Here is a 15,229-nt window from a genome sequence, read left to right on the forward strand (position 1 = left end):
GTATCGCTCCGCCATTTCCGCCGAGACATTTTGGCAGCCGAGCAATATTTCAAGTGCACGGCTGCGCCCCAACAAGCATCTTCGGGACAGTCGAAAACTCACCGGCCAAATGACGACAAGAAGTGAATCAAGTCATATCGCATCCACCGGCCCATGGGTTATCGCCGTTCGGAGGAACAATAGCCTGCTTAATCGGCAGGCGGCAGTTTCGCAGACAGATCGGGAAAGCGCAGTTCGCCTTCGTAGGTTTCGGCACCGGCCTGGAGTATCGCTTTCACGCGCGCCTGTATTGCTTCGTTGGCGACGCAAAGATCCGCCTCGTGTGCTTCCACCAGCAACCCTTCCGAGAAGGAGACGTCCGACCCCATGTCCACGGCCTTTTTCAAGTGGCCAATGGTGGTAGGGGGAAAGCTCGCGATCCGGCGCGCAAGCCTGTCCACGAACGGTCCCAATTCCCCGGCCGGCAGCGCACGATTGATGTAGCCGTAATGGTCGGCCAGTTCCGCCGAGAAGTCCTCCCCAATCAGCAGCACTTCGAGAGCACGTGCACGACCCATGCGCCTCGGCAGGCGCTGTGTGTTGCCACCGCCGGGCACGAGTCCGCAAACGACTTCCGGCTGACCAAACACGGCCTTGCCGATCGCGGCGAAACACATATCCGCAGCCAACGCGATCTCGCAGCCGCCCCCGCGAGCGATGCCTTCGACTTTGGCGATCACTGCCTTGGGCATATTGCGCAGGCGCTCGCCGAGCATCTGCGTCAGACGGAAGGTGCGTGTATTTGAAGTCGTCTTCGGAGCGGAGCCGACACGGTGCAGCCCCGAATGCGCGATAAAGAACTTCGGCACGGCGCTCTGCAGGACCACGACGCGTACGTTCGCATCCTGTTCCAGTTGCCGCGTCAGCGAATCGAACTCCTCCGACAGTACTTCGTCGAGCAGGTTGAACGGCGGGTAGTTCAACGTCACGGTGGCGACCCCGTGGTCCTGGCTGACTTGAATATGCTTGTAGCCGGCATAGTCCGCACCGCCACCCTGGGGTGCGACGGGCTTCTCGGTTGCGCCACCGGCCTCGGTCGAGGCGAGCAATACGCCGGGAGCCAGTGTTGCGGCACCGATGGACTGGACAAATGAACGTCTTGAGATATTCGACATGGCGGGCTCCTTGGTTGAATTCATCTCGCGCCTGCCTGGCCTGGCTCGGCCCGGCGTTCGCGGAGGAGTCGAGTGACGCGATTGCAATCCACTGGTGCGCTGCGGATGAAACGCCATGCCAGTCATCCCGGCAACAATCCGGGAAAATCGACGGCACGCGTCATGAACGGCGTCGGTGCGCAGCCAGGGGGCCTATATGGGCCCCAGCACGCGTAAGCGATCTTGCGCGATGCATCAGCCCATGGGGCGTGTTCGACATCGACGGGCTCGACCGCCCCCCTGAACACACCTGCTTGCCGGCAAACATCAGCGTTTTGCGTTCCGTGGGCAGCAGTTCGAGCGGTACGCCCGGATAGCCAGCGCGACTCTGGACCAAGCCATGTCTCGCTCCCCATATTTCCACGACCACACCAGCCCCTTTCTGGAAGAACGTTGCGAATCGCATGACGTGACTCCCGAATGCCGGGAACTGTACTTGTCACTCGACGGCATCCGACTCCATTCGCGAGTCGTTTCCTGTGGAAGAGCGAGATTCGTCGTCGGTTTGAAGAAGCAAACCTCGCCACCGCCATGATCCTCGTATCGACGAGGCGTTTGCAAGGATCCTCCCTAAGTGGGGGGGCATGTCACGTCGTTTCTTGAACTGTTGGCCGATGCTGTCCAGCAGAACCGTATCTGGAATGGTCAGTTGTACCGTTCGACCGGTTTTGAAAATCCCGCTGGCACTCATGCGGACAACGCTCGTGCACGTGAATCCATCGATGAACATCGGTACGGGTGTACGTGCAAGCACGCTTCAAACGATCACGCACACCGATGATCCGCATTCGGGAATCGACAAGCTCGCCCGTCTGTACCTGAGGCTCTGCGCGTTTCACCGTGAGCGTCCGCAATGGTCGAAATGCTCAGCACCGGAAGCCGGGTTCGCCAGCCTGCGCGCCCGGAAATGCGGCGTTGCCGGCCGCTCTTCATGCACGCCCCTCCCCGAACAGGGGGCTGCCCTCAAGCTGAGCCCCGGGTACTGTTTTATCCGCACTTCGACGCATGTCCCGACGCGTGCGCTGCGCCTCGAGAGGCTGCGCCGCTCATGCCTGTCGAACCGAGTATTGACGCGCCATCACCGTGCAATCGACATGCCTCCCGTACTCGCGTGCACGTGACTGCACCATGAAATCATCCGAGACCCATCGATGAGCGAAGCCCCCCCGTCTGAATACAGGCACCCGTCGGCGTCAGGCAGGCGCATATTCCTCAAACGCGTCGCCATTGTTCCCGCCGCCGTTGCAATCGGTGCTTGTCATTCCGGCGACGATGCGTCGCCATCGCCAGCGGCAGCGCAAAACGCCAACGGCGCCGTGGGGCTCGACAACTATCGTCCGAAATACTTCACGCTTGATGAATGGAATTTCGTACTCGCGGCAGCGGATCTCCTGATCCCGCACGACGACGAAGGGCCTGGAGCGCTGGACCTCAACGTACCCGTCTTCATCGACAAACAACTGGAAACCGGTTACGGCTACGCGGCGCATTGGTACATGCAGGGTCCGTTTCGCGCCGGCTCGCCATTATTCGGCTATCAGTCACGGCTGACACCTCGCGAGGTGTACCGAGCAGGTATCAAGGCGGTGAACGCACGATGCATGGACGAATTCGCCGGCAAGCGCTTTGCCGATCTCCCCGTGGCAGAGCAGACAAGTGTGCTCATGCGGCTGGAATCCGGCGCGATGGCATTCGACGATATCTCGTCGACAGACTTCTTCGCGTTTCTGCTGGAGAACACCCGCGAAGGCTATCTGTCGGACCCGATACACGGAGGCAACAAGGAGATGGGCAGCTGGAAGATGATCGGCTTTCCAGGTGCCAGGGCGGACTTCCTTGACTGGGTCGGGACCGGCAAGCGCTACCCGTTTGGCCCCGTCGGCATCGAAGGTCAACAAGGTTGAGACGCATATGCCGCAAATCACGAAGCCGGAAGTAGATGCTGTCCTCGTCGGTATGGGTTGGACAGGCGCGATCATGGGTATGGAACTGGCCGAGGCCGGTCTGACCGTAGTCGGCCTGGAGCGCGGCGAGAATCGGGATACGAGCCCCGAGTTCGCGTACCCGGCAATCGCCGACGAGCTGGCTTACATCCAGCGACGCAAGCTGATGCAAAATCTGGCGCGCGAGACGGTCACGATCCGGCATTCGCCGAACGACGACGCATTGCCGTACCGGCAACTCGGCGCATTCCTGCTCGGTACCGGCGTGGGCGGCGCAGGCGTGCACTGGAACGGTACAACCTGGCGAGCCAATGCCGCCGACCTCAAGATCCGCTCGCACTACGTGCAGCGATACGGCGCCAAGTTCATTCCCGATGACATGACGATCCAGGACTGGCCCTATTCACTGGAGGAACTCGAACCGTTCTTCGAGCGTGTCGAGGCCGTGATGGGCACGTCGGGCAAGGCAGGCAATCTGCTCGGCAAGATCGTGGACGGCGGCAATCCATTCGAGGCCCTACGTCGGCGCGACTATCCATGCCCACCGCTCACCGACAACTATCCGGCGGCGCTGTTCAAGCGCGCGGCGAGCGAAACCGGCTTCCATCCATTTCCGATTCCCGCGTCCAATGCGTCGGTCGCCTATCAGAATCCCTACGGGATGCAGCTCGGCCCGTGCAACTTCTGCGGCTATTGCGAAGGCTTCGGCTGCTACATGTATGCGAAGGCATCGCCGCAAGCCTGCATCTTGCCGGCATTGCTGGCAAAACCCAATTTCGAGCTGCGCGACCGATCTCATGTGACGCGTGTGCAACTCGATTCATCCGGCAAGCGCGCCACCGGCGTGACCTATCTCGATGCGCAAGGGCGAGAAGTGTTTCAGCCGGCACGTATCGTCGTGCTTTGCGCATTCCAGATGCACAACGTACGCCTGCTGCTGCTGTCCGGGATCGGAACGCCGTACGATCCGGCGACGGGAACGGGAACCGTCGGCAGAAACTTCGCCTATCAGAAGAACAGCGCAGTCTCGCTGTTCTTCGACAAGGATGTCCACATCGATCCGTTCATCGGCGCCGGCTCCGGAGGCCAGGCATTCGACGACTTCAATGCGGATCACTTCGATCATGCCGCGGCCGGGTTCGTCGGCGGCGCATATATCAGCGCGATGGTCACCGGCGGCCGCCCGATCGGCCAGACACTGCTGCCGGAAGGCACCCCCAAATGGGGGGCCGCCTGGAAGAAGGCGCTCAAGGACAACTACCTGCATTCATTTTCCATCGGTACGGCAGGCTCGGTCATGTCGTACCGCACGAACTATCTGGATCTCGATCCGACCTATCGCGACGCATACGGCCTCCCGCTGCTGCGCATGACATTCGACTGGCACGACAACGAGATGCGCATGACACGGTTCGTCACCGGCCAGGCCGAGCGAGTCGCGCGGGCGATGAAACCGAAATCGATGTCGATCCATGTCGGGAACATCGGCGATCACTTCGACATGCGGCCATACCAGACCACGCATACGACCGGCGGTGCGGTCTGCGGCGATCGTCCGGATACGAGCGTCGTGAACAAGTACCTGCAATCGTGGGACGTGCATAACGTATTCGTGACGGGCGCATGCGCGTTTCCACAAAACTGGGCCTACAACCCGACAGGCATGGTTGGCGCACAAGCGTACTTCTCGGCGCGCGCGATCCGCGAGCAGTATCTGAAGAATCCTGGTCCGCTGCTACCGACATAGGAAGCGCAATGAGTGCTCGACGAAAGAAGCCGGCCGGAATCACATTCGGCCTGCTGTTGACCTTCGCTACGCTGGTCACGTGGATACAACCGGCCGCCGCGAACGCGCAGGATGCCGACCAGATCGCGCGCGGAGCCTATCTGGCGCGCGCCGGCGATTGCGTCGCATGCCATACATCGCGCCGCGACCAGCCGTTCGCCGGCGGGCTGCCGATGGAAACGCCGTTCGGCACGATCTATTCGACGAACATCACGCCCGATATCAAGCACGGGATCGGCAGCTACAGCTACGACGACTTCGCGGCTGCGATGCGCAAAGGCGTCGCGAAGGACGGACACCTGCTCTACCCCGCCATGCCGTACCCGTCCTTCTCGAAGGTCAGCGACACCGATATCCGTGCACTCTATGCGTACTTCATGCACGGCGTCCCCCCGATCAGCCGGCCGAATACGGAAACGCGGCTCCACTTTCCCTTTAACCTGCGCGTTTTGCTCACGGGATGGAATCTTCTGTTTCGCCCCGGTGGCGCATATCGTGAAGATCCGGCGCAAAGCGCGGCGTGGAATCGCGGCGCGTATCTTGTTCAAGGGCTCGCACACTGCGGCGCCTGTCATACGCCTCACGGCCTGATGGGCCAGGAGAAGGCGTTCGACGAGCGCGGAACAGACCTGTACCTGAGCGGATACACGCTCGCAGGCTGGCATGCCCCCGACCTGCGCCCCGGGCACGGCGCCGGCGAGCTCACACGGGACACCATCGTTCAGCTGCTGCGAACCGGCCGATCACACGGCAACGCCACGTTCGGCGGCATGTCTGAGGTCGTGGAGAACAGCACGCAATATTTCAGCGACGCCGATCTGGGTGCGGTTGCCGACTACCTCGGTAGCCTCCACCCCGCTCGCGCACCGCAGACACCTGCAGCACCTCCCATCAACGCGAACGCAGCCGCGGCATTGCGCTCGGGCGTCGCGCCGACGAGCGGCGCATTGCTGTACCTCAACAACTGCAATGCGTGCCACCGCTCCGACGGCAGCGGCGCAATGAAGGCGTTTCCCGCGCTGGCCGGCAATGCGGAGGTCTCTTCCGACGATCCGTCGTCGGTCATTCACGTGATCCTGACCGGCTCGCGAATGCCGTCGACCCGATCCGATCCGGCACCGCTGGCCATGCCCGCATTCGGCTGGCGGCTATCCGACCTGCAGGTCGCCGAACTCGCGACGTTCGTACGTGAAAGCTGGGGCAATCGTGCCGGCAAGGTGACCGCATCGGACGTCGCGAAGGTCCGGCGGCAGATCGATCCGGCGCAGTTGCAGCGGATCCGGGCTGCCGTCGCGAACGAAGTGACCGACGACGCTGCGCGCGGTTCCACCGGCAAATGACATCGCGCGGCTGCCTGCATCACGCGGGACCCACCGTCCCACGCGATCGAAAGACTGCGTGGCGCGGCCGCACGCCTTCCCTGCTTCCTTGACCTGATTATCGGAAAACCATCATGCGATTCATCAGCTTCGTACGCGACGGCGCCACCGGCCTCGCCATCCGGTCCGGCGACGGCCGCTATCTTGGACTGACGCGGACCGATCCCGGCTACCCCGGCGATCTCGACACCCTCGTCTCGGGCGGGCCTTCCGCCCTGGTACAAGCAAGCGAACGCCTCCAGCAGACCGGCCAGCCGCTCGACCTGACCGAGTGTGCGCTGCTTCCGCCCGTGACGCGGCCGTCGAAGATCATCTGCGTCGGGCTCAACTACGTCGAGCACTCGCAAGAGGCCGGATACGAGGTTCCGTCGTACCCGACGCTCTTCGCGCGCTTTCGCAGCAGCCTGACCGCGCACGGAGCCGCGATCCGCTTGCCGATCGAATCGAATCAGCTCGATTACGAAGGCGAACTGGCGGTCATCATCGGCCGCGGCGGTCGACGCATCGCGCGAAGCGATGCGCTGGGCCACATCGCCGGCTATACGGCCTTCAACGACGCGACCCTGCGGGACTATCAGTTCAAGACGCCGCAATGGACCGTCGGAAAGAACTTCGACGAAACGGGCGCACTGGGCCCCGAACTGGTGACCGTCGACGAACTGCCGCCGGGCGCAGCCGGCCTCAGGCTTCAGACCCGGCTCAATGGTGCCGTCGTGCAGGAAGCCAATACGAACGACATGATCTTCGACATCGCCACGCTGATTGCCACCATCAGCGAAGTCATGACGCTCGAGCCCGGCGACGTCATCGCGACAGGCACACCGTCAGGCATCGGCATGGCGCGCAATCCACAGCTCTGGATGCGCGCAGGCGACGTCTGCGAGGTCGAAATTGAGGGAATCGGCGTACTCAGAAATACCGTCGTGCAATCGTGATCCGATCGTGACGAGGCTGCGCGTGCCGGCTGCCGCGCGCCGGCACGCGTTCAGACGGGCTGCGTGCCCAGCGCATCGTTCGCCAGGATCATCGCGCCGGCGTTGATGGGCCTGGGCCGTCCCGTCGGACGAAACACTGCGTCACCGGGAAAAATGGGCAAGTGTGACAGTACGCACCGACCACGGCGGGAAGCGATTGCTCGCCGCCAGTGCTGCTCGCCGAAATGCCGGACGCCGGGCTCGACCCAACGAACCACCAACACGCTTCCGTCGCATTCCAGCACCGTCACCTGGGCACCCGCGAACTCGCGGACGCATCCCACGCGACGTTCATCGTCCCATCGTGAAGTCGCATCAGGCATGTCTCGCTCGCAAGCCAGCAGTGTCGAATCCCGGGCCTGGTCGATCGCGCGGGTTCAATCGTTCACGAGATCCTGACCAGCATCTTGCCGGTGTTGGTCCCGTTCATCAGCCCGATAAACGCCGCCGGCGCGCGGGCGATACCGTCGACGATCGTTTCGTCATGCACGATCTGCCCGCCCCGCAGCCACGCTGCCATCTCGTCGACGAACGCATCCCGGTGCTGTCGATAGTCATGGAGCAGGAAGCCCGTCAACGTCAAGCTGCGATAGACGATGTTTTCCATGAAACGCGGCCCCGGCAGAACACCGACGCGATCGTACTGCGAAATGGCACCGCAGATCGCTGCACGTCCGCCGTAATTGAACGTCGACAATGCGGCTTCGAGATGATCGCCGCCGACGTTGTCGAAATAGACGTCGATGCCTGCGGGGGCCGCAGCCTCCAATTGCTCGAGCACGGGAGCGCGCCGGTAATTGAACGCCGCATCGTATCCGTAGCGTTCGCGCATCACGGAAACTTTCTCGTCGCTTCCGGCCGAGCCGATCACGCGCGCGGCGCCCTTCAGCCGCGCGATCTGCCCTGCGAGCGAACCGACAGCACCTGCCGCCGCGGAAACGAATACGACCTCGCCCGCGCGCATGCGCGCCACGACGAGCAGTCCGACATACGCCGTCATGCCGGTCGCGCCCATCACGCCGAGATGAACGCTGCTCGGCAGCTCCGGCAAGTCCGGGACGCGGGTGAAATCTTCTGCCGCGCCCTGTGCGATATCGCGCCAGCCGTATCGGTGCAGCACCAGTTCGCCGGGTGCGAATGCGCTCGATGCGCTTTCGGTCACACGGCCCACCGCCGCGCCGGTCATCGTTTCATGCAGCTTGAACGGTTCGACATATGACGGCCGGTCGTCCATTCGACCGCGCATGTACGGATCGACTGAAATGTATTCGTTACGTACGCGAATCTCGCCGTCCGACAACGACGGAAGCAGTGCCTCGACCGTCAGGAAATCGTCCAGAACGGGCTGGCCGTTCGGCCGCCTCGCCAGTTGAATCTGCGTGCTGATCGTGGAGAACCTCACTGCCTCTATCTCCTTGCAACAACCCATGGTGCCCGCGATGCAGGTCGGGTATGCCGAACGGTCGGGGCAGTGCCCCATGCCCCATGCGCAGGCGCGTCAGACTTCGCGCACGTGCTCGACCGAAGGAGGGCCCACGAAGAAGGGGCCAGCCAGTTCGCGCCAACGCTGAAAATCGGCCGTCTGGCGAAAGGCGTCATGCCGCTCGACGCTTTCCCATTGCACCATCAGACGATAGCGGGACGGTTGCTCGATACCGCGATACAAATGCAGGCCGTGGCAACCGGGTGCGCGTTCGATGAGCGGCTTCGCCTCGGCGACCGCACGTTCGAACCCCTGCTCACCGTTTTCCTGTATGTCGATCTGGGCAATTTCAAAAATCATGGCGGGTTTCTCCGCGCGACGCGAACAGTCGCGCAGTGCAATTGATACGATGCCGGCATCCATCCCGGGCCGGACATTCCGGGCGAGCCACGCGCGCATGCGCGCTGCCCTGCTGCCGGCTCGCGTGGAAAGGCGGCCGCGTCCGGTCAAGCGAGATAGTCGTGGCGACTTCGTGCGCGCCTCCGCGCGGCCACGCGCCGGAATCGGACCATGTAACGGCACCCGCTCGGCACGAACTGGCCAGCCTGCATCATTTCGGCCTTCCGCCACGATGCGCCAACGATAGCGCTGCCGAGCCGACCGCTCTACCCCCACTACGGGGGGGTGAAAAAATACGGCGAGGCGTTCATGTAGGCAGCAACGCGCTTCTCCCGGGCGGGCTTGCTTCTACGCGTCCAGATTGATCGCGCCGGATACCGGCACAGTGCGCGGCGACCCGCGCTGGAGCGGCCATGACTGCACACAAGGTGACCGGGTGTTGCGTTCGTTCGCGCCGCTCACCGCTTGCCGCCGACGATCCGTTGCCATGCGGCAGCCTGTTCATCGCGCACGAGCTGCTCGGCAGACTCGGGCTTGACGGTCCGATACGGCGGCGCCTCCGCCTCGATCACCGTCACGATGGCGTCGATCATTTCCGCGGGATCGTGTTGCCGATTCAGTTCGCGCGTCGGCCAGTGGGCGACCACGCGCTCGCCCTGATCCCACCATTGATCCATGCTTTCCATGCCGGTATCGTTGAAGCCGGTGCGATACGCGCCGGGATTGATGGTCACGACTTCGACGCCGTAAGGCTTCAGTTCTTCCTCCATCGCGGAGCAGATGCCTTCGACGGCATGCTTCGACGCGGCATAGGCGCCGTCGAACGGCACCTTGACGAGTCCCGCGACCGACGACATCCAGACGATTCGACCATGCCCGCGCACGACCATCCTGCGCGCGAATCCCTGCGCGACTTCGAGCGCCGCAAAGACATTCGTTTCGAATACCGAACGAAATACGGATATCGGAATCTCGACAAGCGGTCCGGATTCCATGATCGCCGCGTTGTTCAGCAGGACATCGACGTCGTACGTCAATGCATGTGCACGATCGATTTCGTTTGTCACATCGAACTTGATGACCTGCATGACTACACCGCGCGCCTTGGCCTCCTGCCTCAGCGCCCAGACCTGCGGCCAGATCTGACCGCACGCAATCACGCGATGCCCCCGGTCGGCAAGCGCGAACGCGACCCCTCGCCCAAATCCGGACCCCGCTCCGGTTATCAACACCGTCTTGGTCATGGCTCCCCCCGCTCGGTACACGATGATTGCGTCGGCCGGACCGACGCGAACGGCGGCCTTGCCGACTACGTTACGGCGTTTCACGCAACCAACGCGCCCCCCCGAATGGGGAGGACGACCACATCGCATTCACGGCTCGGAAGCGGTCGCACGCCGCCATTTGCCGGGACGGCTGATCTCGACGAACGCCTTATGGCACGGCCATGACGGCGGGCGGTTGCTCGATTCGCCCTTGCCGTTCGCCCTCCTGCGATCGCAAACGGGACACATCGCGGCGCGCGAAATAGCGTTGAACGCTCACTAGACGACTGGTCTACTGGCTCGTATGATCCGCACCACGGTTCGACCTCCAGGTCAGCCCTCGCACTCATGCGATGAATTGCGCAGCCGGGCGCAACCCCGCAGGTCAATCCCTGCGACGTTGTCCGCAAGCGCTTCGACTCTAGACGACTGGTCTACTTTTCTGGGGCAACGTGCCGTGGCATGTCGTCCTGCGCATCGCGACTGTCGCAGGAGATTCCGCCGCCGCCCGGCATGATCCGGGCGGCGAAACCGTAACAACGAGTTCATCGATGCCGCAATCCCAATCCGTCAATCGCCGGGTCGTCCTGGCAAGCCGCCCCGTCGGGGCGCCGGCAGCACACAACTTCCGGCTTGAAACCACTGCTGTGCCGACGCCCGCCGAAGGCGAAGTCCTGCTGCAGACGCTCCACCTGTCGCTCGATCCCTATATGCGGTGGCGCATGAGCGACGCGCCGTCCTATGCGCCGCCGGTTGCGCTTGGCGATACGATGGTTGGCGGCACCGTCAGCCGCGTCATCGCCTCGAAGCATCCCGCATTCGCCGTTGGCAGTCTGGTACTGGGTGAAAGCGGCTGGCAGGACTACGCGCTCTCCGACGGCTCGGATCTCATGCCGCTCGGCACGGATCTCGAACACCCGTCCCATGCGCTTGGCGTGCTTGGCATGCCGGGCTTCACTGCCTATACGGGCCTGCTGCGGATCGGGCAACCGAAGCCGGGCGAAACGATCGTCGTCGCGGCGGCGAGCGGTGCGGTAGGCGCCGTCGTCGGCCAGATCGCGAAACTGAAAGGCTGCCGCGTCGTCGGCATCGCAGGAGACGCGGAGAAATGCCGGTACGTCACCGAGACGCTCGGCTTCGACGTGTGCCTCGACCGGCGTGCGCCCGATCTTGTGCAGCAGCTCGCGCAAGCCTGCCCCGGCGGCATCGACGTGTACTTCGAGAACGTGGGCGGCGCGATTTTCGACGCCGTGCTGCCGCTCCTCAACGTCGGCGCGCGCGTGCCGCTCTGCGGTCTGATTTCGCAATACAACGATAGCGAACCGGCTCCCGGCCCCGACCGGCTTCCGCTCCTGACCGACACGCTCCTGAAGAAACGGATCCGCATGGAGGGCTTCATCATCCTCGATCACTACGCGACCGGCTATCAGGCGTTCCTGGCCGAAATGGGCGGATGGGTAAAAACCGGCGAGATCAGGCCACGCGAGGACGTCACCGACGGCCTGGAAAACGCGCCGGAAGCGCTCATCGGCCTGCTCGCGGGAAAGAACTTCGGCAAGGTGGTCGTGCGCGTCGCCGAAGCCGCTGCCTAAAGCGGATTCGCGCATCCATCATTCATCTTCATCCCTAGACATCATGAAACTTCTGTTCGTCCTGACATCCCACGACACCCTCGGCTCGACTGGCGAGAAAACCGGCTTCTGGCTCGAGGAATTCGCTGCCCCCTACTTCACGCTGAAAGACGCCGGCGCCGACATCACGCTGGCGTCGCCTGCCGGCGGCCAGCCGCCTCTCGATCCGAAAAGCGCGGACCCCGCGTTTCAGACCGACGCCACACGCCGCTTCGACGCGGATCCGGACGCGCGTGCCGCGCTTGCGGCCACGCAAAAGCTGTCCGAGGTTGCCGTTGATGGGTTCGACGCGGTGTTCTATCCGGGCGGCCACGGCCCCCTCTGGGATCTCGCCGAGGACGCACGATCGATCTCGTTGATCGAGCAGGCCATCGCGCTGGGCAAGCCGGTCGCAGCCGTCTGCCACGCACCGGGCGTGCTACGGCATGTCAAGGGGCCGGACGGCAAGCCGCTCGTCTCAGGCAAGACCGTCACCGGCTTCTCGAATTCCGAAGAGGATGCCGTCGGGTTGACGAACATCGTGCCATTTCTCGTCGAGGACGAGCTCCGGTCGAAGGGTGGCCGCTATTCGAAAGCCGATGACTGGCAACCGTATGTGGTCGTCGACGGCCTGTTGATCACCGGCCAGAATCCGGCGTCGTCCGAACCAGCCGCCCAGGCGCTGTTGAAGATGCTGCCGCGCGCCTGACGCAAGGAGCGACCTCCGCGCCGGCGGCGAATGCGCGGTTCGCCGCCGGCCTCGCACAAGAACGAAACGCGCGAACAAGCGGCCGTCCGGCTGCCCGAAACGGGGATCGCGCGCCGATTCCTGTCGCTTTGTCGAACGGGCCGCGCTCATCGGGTGGCACACTCGACTAGCGCACCCGGTCGTCGCGCGATGACGTCGATCCTGATCCGGAAAAAGCGTTTAACACCACGCGCAATACTCGAACGCACCGCCGGAACATACAATCACGCTCGTCCCGTCGCCGCACACCTGCATCACGCGCAACATACATCATGTCTTTGTCGCCATTCAGATTCACATCTTATATTTCGGATACCAAATCATATGTTGCCATCGCCGATGCCGCCCGTAACTGGGCAAGCACGAGCGGCGTCACGTGGCTGTACGTCTTCAAGACCATTCTCGCCGCGCTTCTGGCGCTCGGTGTGGCGATGAAGCTCGAACTTCCGATGCCACGAACGGCGATGACGACGGTCTTCGTGCTCATGCAGCCACAAAGCGGCATGGTGCTCGCAAAAAGCCTGTACCGGATCTGCGGCACGATCGTAGGGCTGCTCGCCATGCTGGTACTGATCAGCCTGTTCGGGCAGACGCCGGAACTCTTTCTCGGTGCAACCGCGCTCTGGATCGGCCTATGCACGGCAGGTGCCGCGCGCAACCGCAACTTCCGAACCTATGGATTCGTGCTCGCCGGCTACACTGCCGCGCTTATCGGCATCCCGTCATGGCAACATCCGGACGCGGCCTTTCTGTCTGCGATGACGCGTGTGACGGAGGTGACGATCGGCATCCTGAGTTCGGGCGCGGTCAGCGCGCTCGTCTTTCCGCAGCACGTGAGCGAACAGATCAACCGCGTGAACCGGGCGCGGTTTGCGCAGTTCGCGGACGATGTGCTGTCGATTCTGTCCGGCCGCATCGACCGGTCGTTTCTCGAGGCGCTAAGCGTGCGCATCGTCGACGAGACCGTCAACGCGGAAGCCGCACGCAGCGCCGCGGTTTTCGAAGGCCCCGATACGCGCTTGCGAAACGGCCGCCTGACTCGTCTCAACGCGGAACGCATGGCAGCGTCGACGCGCCTGCACGCATTGAGTCAACTGATCACCCGGCTGCGTGTCGCCCGAGCCGATGCCGTGCTGGCGGAGGTCGAGGCACTGATGGCCGGTATCGCCGCGCCGATCCGCCTCGAACGGCAGGATGCGACGCACGCCGACGATATCGAAGCACTCGCCGCGTCGCTGGCCGACACGCTCGAACAGTGCCGAGCTGCGCTGCCCGCCCGCGCGCGCCTGGCACGGAACCGGCTCGGCTACGGCGTGACCGCGCTTGACTTCGACACGGCTGTCGAACTGCTCGACCGGTTCCTGGACATCTATATCGCCTATGCGAGAACTTATCTGTCGCTGAGCGCAAGCGCGCACGAGCGCGAACAGTGGATGGCGCCCTACGAACCGCGAACCAATCCGCTCATCGCGGCAGTCGCAGGCATCCGCGCAATGCTGCTGACGCTGGTGCTGAGCGCGTTCTGGATCTCGACTGCATGGCCCTCGGGCGCCTTGCTGGTCCTGAACGGCGGCGCAATCTGCGCGCTGGTCGCATCCTCGGCGCGACCGTCCCGCACGGCGTTCCAGATGGCGGTCGGCACGGCGTTCGCGTCCATCATCGGGCTGGTTGTCATGTTCGTCATCTATCCGGTCATCGACGGTTTTCCACTGCTGTGCGTGGTACTCGCTCCGCCGCTCGCACTCGGATGCTGGATGACGACGCGCCCGTCGCTGGCCGGATACGGCATCGGATACTGCATCTACTTCTGCTTCCTGACGGGCCCCGACAATGTCGTCGCGTACGATCCGACGTCCTTCATGAACGACGCAATCGCGCTGGTCCTGTCCATGCTGATGGCCTCGGTCGCGTTCGAACTGTTCCTGCCACCGACGACACACGGGTTGCGCAAACACCTGCTGGCCGACCTTCGCAGGCAGGTGGTGTTTGCATGCACGGGCTCGGCCGCGACACTGCGCATGCGCTTCGAAAGCCGCACGCGCGACCTCATGTATCAGGTTCGGTCCATATCCCGTGACGACCCGGTGGCGAACCGCGAGTCCGTCGAATGGTTTCTGGCCGTGCTCGAGATCGGCTCGGCCGTCGTCGATTTGCGCGGCGCGATGGCAATCGAGGCAGCACGGACCGGCCCGGACGCCGCCCCGGCATGGCTGGACGCTTCCGCGTACGCATATCGCGCGATTCGGCGCTTGTTCGAGGCGCCGACGCCGAAGGCCAGCGCCGCTGCCATGCACGCGGTACAGGCTGCCATTGGCGCACTGCAGCGGGTGATGCAGACTATCGATGCGGTTCGCCCGGCCGTGCCCCATCTTCAGACGGCCCTCGGTAGTCTGCATTTCATTCAAAGCGCGCTCGCAGCGCCCGACTCGCCGCTCCCTGCGCCCGCGCGAAATGACCGCACGTCGGTACCAATTCGCGCGCACTGACTTGCCTGCCGACGCGCGCCGGG

The 15,229-nt window shown here is 63.5% G+C and carries 13 protein-coding genes; 8 read left to right on the forward strand and 5 right to left on the reverse strand.

The window, feature by feature from the left end:
- Positions 1–188: 188 nt before the first annotated feature.
- A complete protein-coding gene (locus G3O06_RS19145) occupies positions 189–1,154 on the reverse strand; it encodes an enoyl-CoA hydratase/isomerase family protein (protein ID WP_205817118.1) in 966 nt (321 codons plus the stop codon).
- A gap of 707 nt (positions 1,155–1,861) precedes the next feature.
- Here G3O06_RS19145 and G3O06_RS19150 point away from each other — a divergent pair.
- The 5 genes from G3O06_RS19150 to G3O06_RS19170 all read left to right on the forward strand — a co-directional run bounded on the left by G3O06_RS19150 (position 1,862) and on the right by G3O06_RS19170 (position 7,236).
- The gene (locus G3O06_RS19150) at positions 1,862–2,314 is read left to right on the forward strand and encodes a hypothetical protein (protein WP_205817119.1); all 453 of its coding nucleotides are present in this window, start codon (positions 1,862–1,864) and stop codon (positions 2,312–2,314) included.
- A gap of 30 nt (positions 2,315–2,344) precedes the next feature.
- Positions 2,345–3,097 (forward strand): gluconate 2-dehydrogenase subunit 3 family protein, encoded by a 753-nt coding sequence (locus G3O06_RS19155; protein ID WP_174967911.1) that lies wholly within the window; start codon positions 2,345–2,347, stop codon positions 3,095–3,097.
- Positions 3,098–3,104: 7 nt separating this feature from the next.
- Complete coding sequence (locus G3O06_RS19160) at positions 3,105–4,883, forward strand: GMC family oxidoreductase (protein ID WP_205817120.1); 1,779 nt, start codon at positions 3,105–3,107, stop codon at positions 4,881–4,883.
- Positions 4,884–4,891: 8 nt separating this feature from the next.
- The gene (locus G3O06_RS19165) at positions 4,892–6,262 is read left to right on the forward strand and encodes a cytochrome c (protein ID WP_205817121.1); all 1,371 of its coding nucleotides are present in this window, start codon (positions 4,892–4,894) and stop codon (positions 6,260–6,262) included.
- 113 nt (positions 6,263–6,375) lie between these two features.
- Positions 6,376–7,236: a fumarylacetoacetate hydrolase family protein gene (locus G3O06_RS19170; RefSeq protein WP_205817122.1), complete on the forward strand. Its 861-nt coding sequence runs from the start codon at positions 6,376–6,378 to the stop codon at positions 7,234–7,236.
- 50 nt (positions 7,237–7,286) lie between these two features.
- Here G3O06_RS19170 and G3O06_RS19175 read toward each other — a convergent pair whose 3' ends face one another.
- From G3O06_RS19175 to G3O06_RS19190, 4 genes are all read right to left on the reverse strand, one after another.
- Positions 7,287–7,619, reverse strand: coding sequence for a DUF3331 domain-containing protein (locus tag G3O06_RS19175; protein ID WP_241020134.1), 333 nt, complete (start codon positions 7,617–7,619; stop codon positions 7,287–7,289).
- A 41-nt stretch (positions 7,620–7,660) separates the two neighbouring features.
- Positions 7,661–8,677 (reverse strand): NADP-dependent oxidoreductase, encoded by a 1,017-nt coding sequence (locus G3O06_RS19180; RefSeq protein WP_205817123.1) that lies wholly within the window; start codon positions 8,675–8,677, stop codon positions 7,661–7,663.
- A gap of 96 nt (positions 8,678–8,773) precedes the next feature.
- Positions 8,774–9,058: an antibiotic biosynthesis monooxygenase family protein gene (locus G3O06_RS19185; RefSeq protein ID WP_174968062.1), complete on the reverse strand. Its 285-nt coding sequence runs from the start codon at positions 9,056–9,058 to the stop codon at positions 8,774–8,776.
- Between the two features lie 497 nt (positions 9,059–9,555).
- Positions 9,556–10,470: an SDR family oxidoreductase gene (locus G3O06_RS19190; RefSeq protein WP_346779539.1), complete on the reverse strand. Its 915-nt coding sequence runs from the start codon at positions 10,468–10,470 to the stop codon at positions 9,556–9,558.
- Between the two features lie 443 nt (positions 10,471–10,913).
- On the opposite strand from G3O06_RS19190, the gene G3O06_RS19195 reads away from it, so the two are divergent.
- From G3O06_RS19195 to G3O06_RS19205, 3 genes are all read left to right on the forward strand, one after another.
- The gene (locus tag G3O06_RS19195; protein WP_205817125.1) at positions 10,914–11,954 is read left to right on the forward strand and encodes an NADP-dependent oxidoreductase; all 1,041 of its coding nucleotides are present in this window, start codon (positions 10,914–10,916) and stop codon (positions 11,952–11,954) included.
- 43 nt (positions 11,955–11,997) lie between these two features.
- Positions 11,998–12,681 (forward strand): type 1 glutamine amidotransferase domain-containing protein, encoded by a 684-nt coding sequence (locus G3O06_RS19200; protein ID WP_205817126.1) that lies wholly within the window; start codon positions 11,998–12,000, stop codon positions 12,679–12,681.
- A 311-nt stretch (positions 12,682–12,992) separates the two neighbouring features.
- Positions 12,993–15,206: an FUSC family protein gene (locus tag G3O06_RS19205; protein ID WP_205817127.1), complete on the forward strand. Its 2,214-nt coding sequence runs from the start codon at positions 12,993–12,995 to the stop codon at positions 15,204–15,206.
- Positions 15,207–15,229 lie beyond the last annotated feature (23 nt).

The sequence above is a fragment of the Burkholderia sp. Ac-20345 genome, from assembly GCF_017104825.1.
GTDB classification, from domain to species: Bacteria; Pseudomonadota; Gammaproteobacteria; order Burkholderiales; family Burkholderiaceae; genus Burkholderia; species Burkholderia lata_B.

What these genes read in the sequence shown, in the direction of transcription:
- G3O06_RS19145 (WP_205817118.1), bottom strand. Translation starts at nt 1,154, where the DNA reads ATGTCGAATATCTCAAGACGTTCATTTGTCCAGTCCATCGGTGCCGCA.
- G3O06_RS19155 (WP_174967911.1), top strand. Translation starts at nt 2,345, where the DNA reads ATGAGCGAAGCCCCCCCGTCTGAATACAGGCACCCGTCGGCGTCAGGC.
- G3O06_RS19160 (WP_205817120.1), top strand. Translation starts at nt 3,105, where the DNA reads ATGCCGCAAATCACGAAGCCGGAAGTAGATGCTGTCCTCGTCGGTATG.
- G3O06_RS19165 (WP_205817121.1), top strand. Translation starts at nt 4,892, where the DNA reads ATGAGTGCTCGACGAAAGAAGCCGGCCGGAATCACATTCGGCCTGCTG.
- G3O06_RS19170 (WP_205817122.1), top strand. Translation starts at nt 6,376, where the DNA reads ATGCGATTCATCAGCTTCGTACGCGACGGCGCCACCGGCCTCGCCATC.
- G3O06_RS19185 (WP_174968062.1), bottom strand. Translation starts at nt 9,058, where the DNA reads ATGATTTTTGAAATTGCCCAGATCGACATACAGGAAAACGGTGAGCAG.
- G3O06_RS19190 (WP_346779539.1), bottom strand. Translation starts at nt 10,470, where the DNA reads ATGCGATGTGGTCGTCCTCCCCATTCGGGGGGGCGCGTTGGTTGCGTG.
- G3O06_RS19195 (WP_205817125.1), top strand. Translation starts at nt 10,914, where the DNA reads ATGCCGCAATCCCAATCCGTCAATCGCCGGGTCGTCCTGGCAAGCCGC.
- G3O06_RS19200 (WP_205817126.1), top strand. Translation starts at nt 11,998, where the DNA reads ATGAAACTTCTGTTCGTCCTGACATCCCACGACACCCTCGGCTCGACT.
- G3O06_RS19205 (WP_205817127.1), top strand. Translation starts at nt 12,993, where the DNA reads ATGTCTTTGTCGCCATTCAGATTCACATCTTATATTTCGGATACCAAA.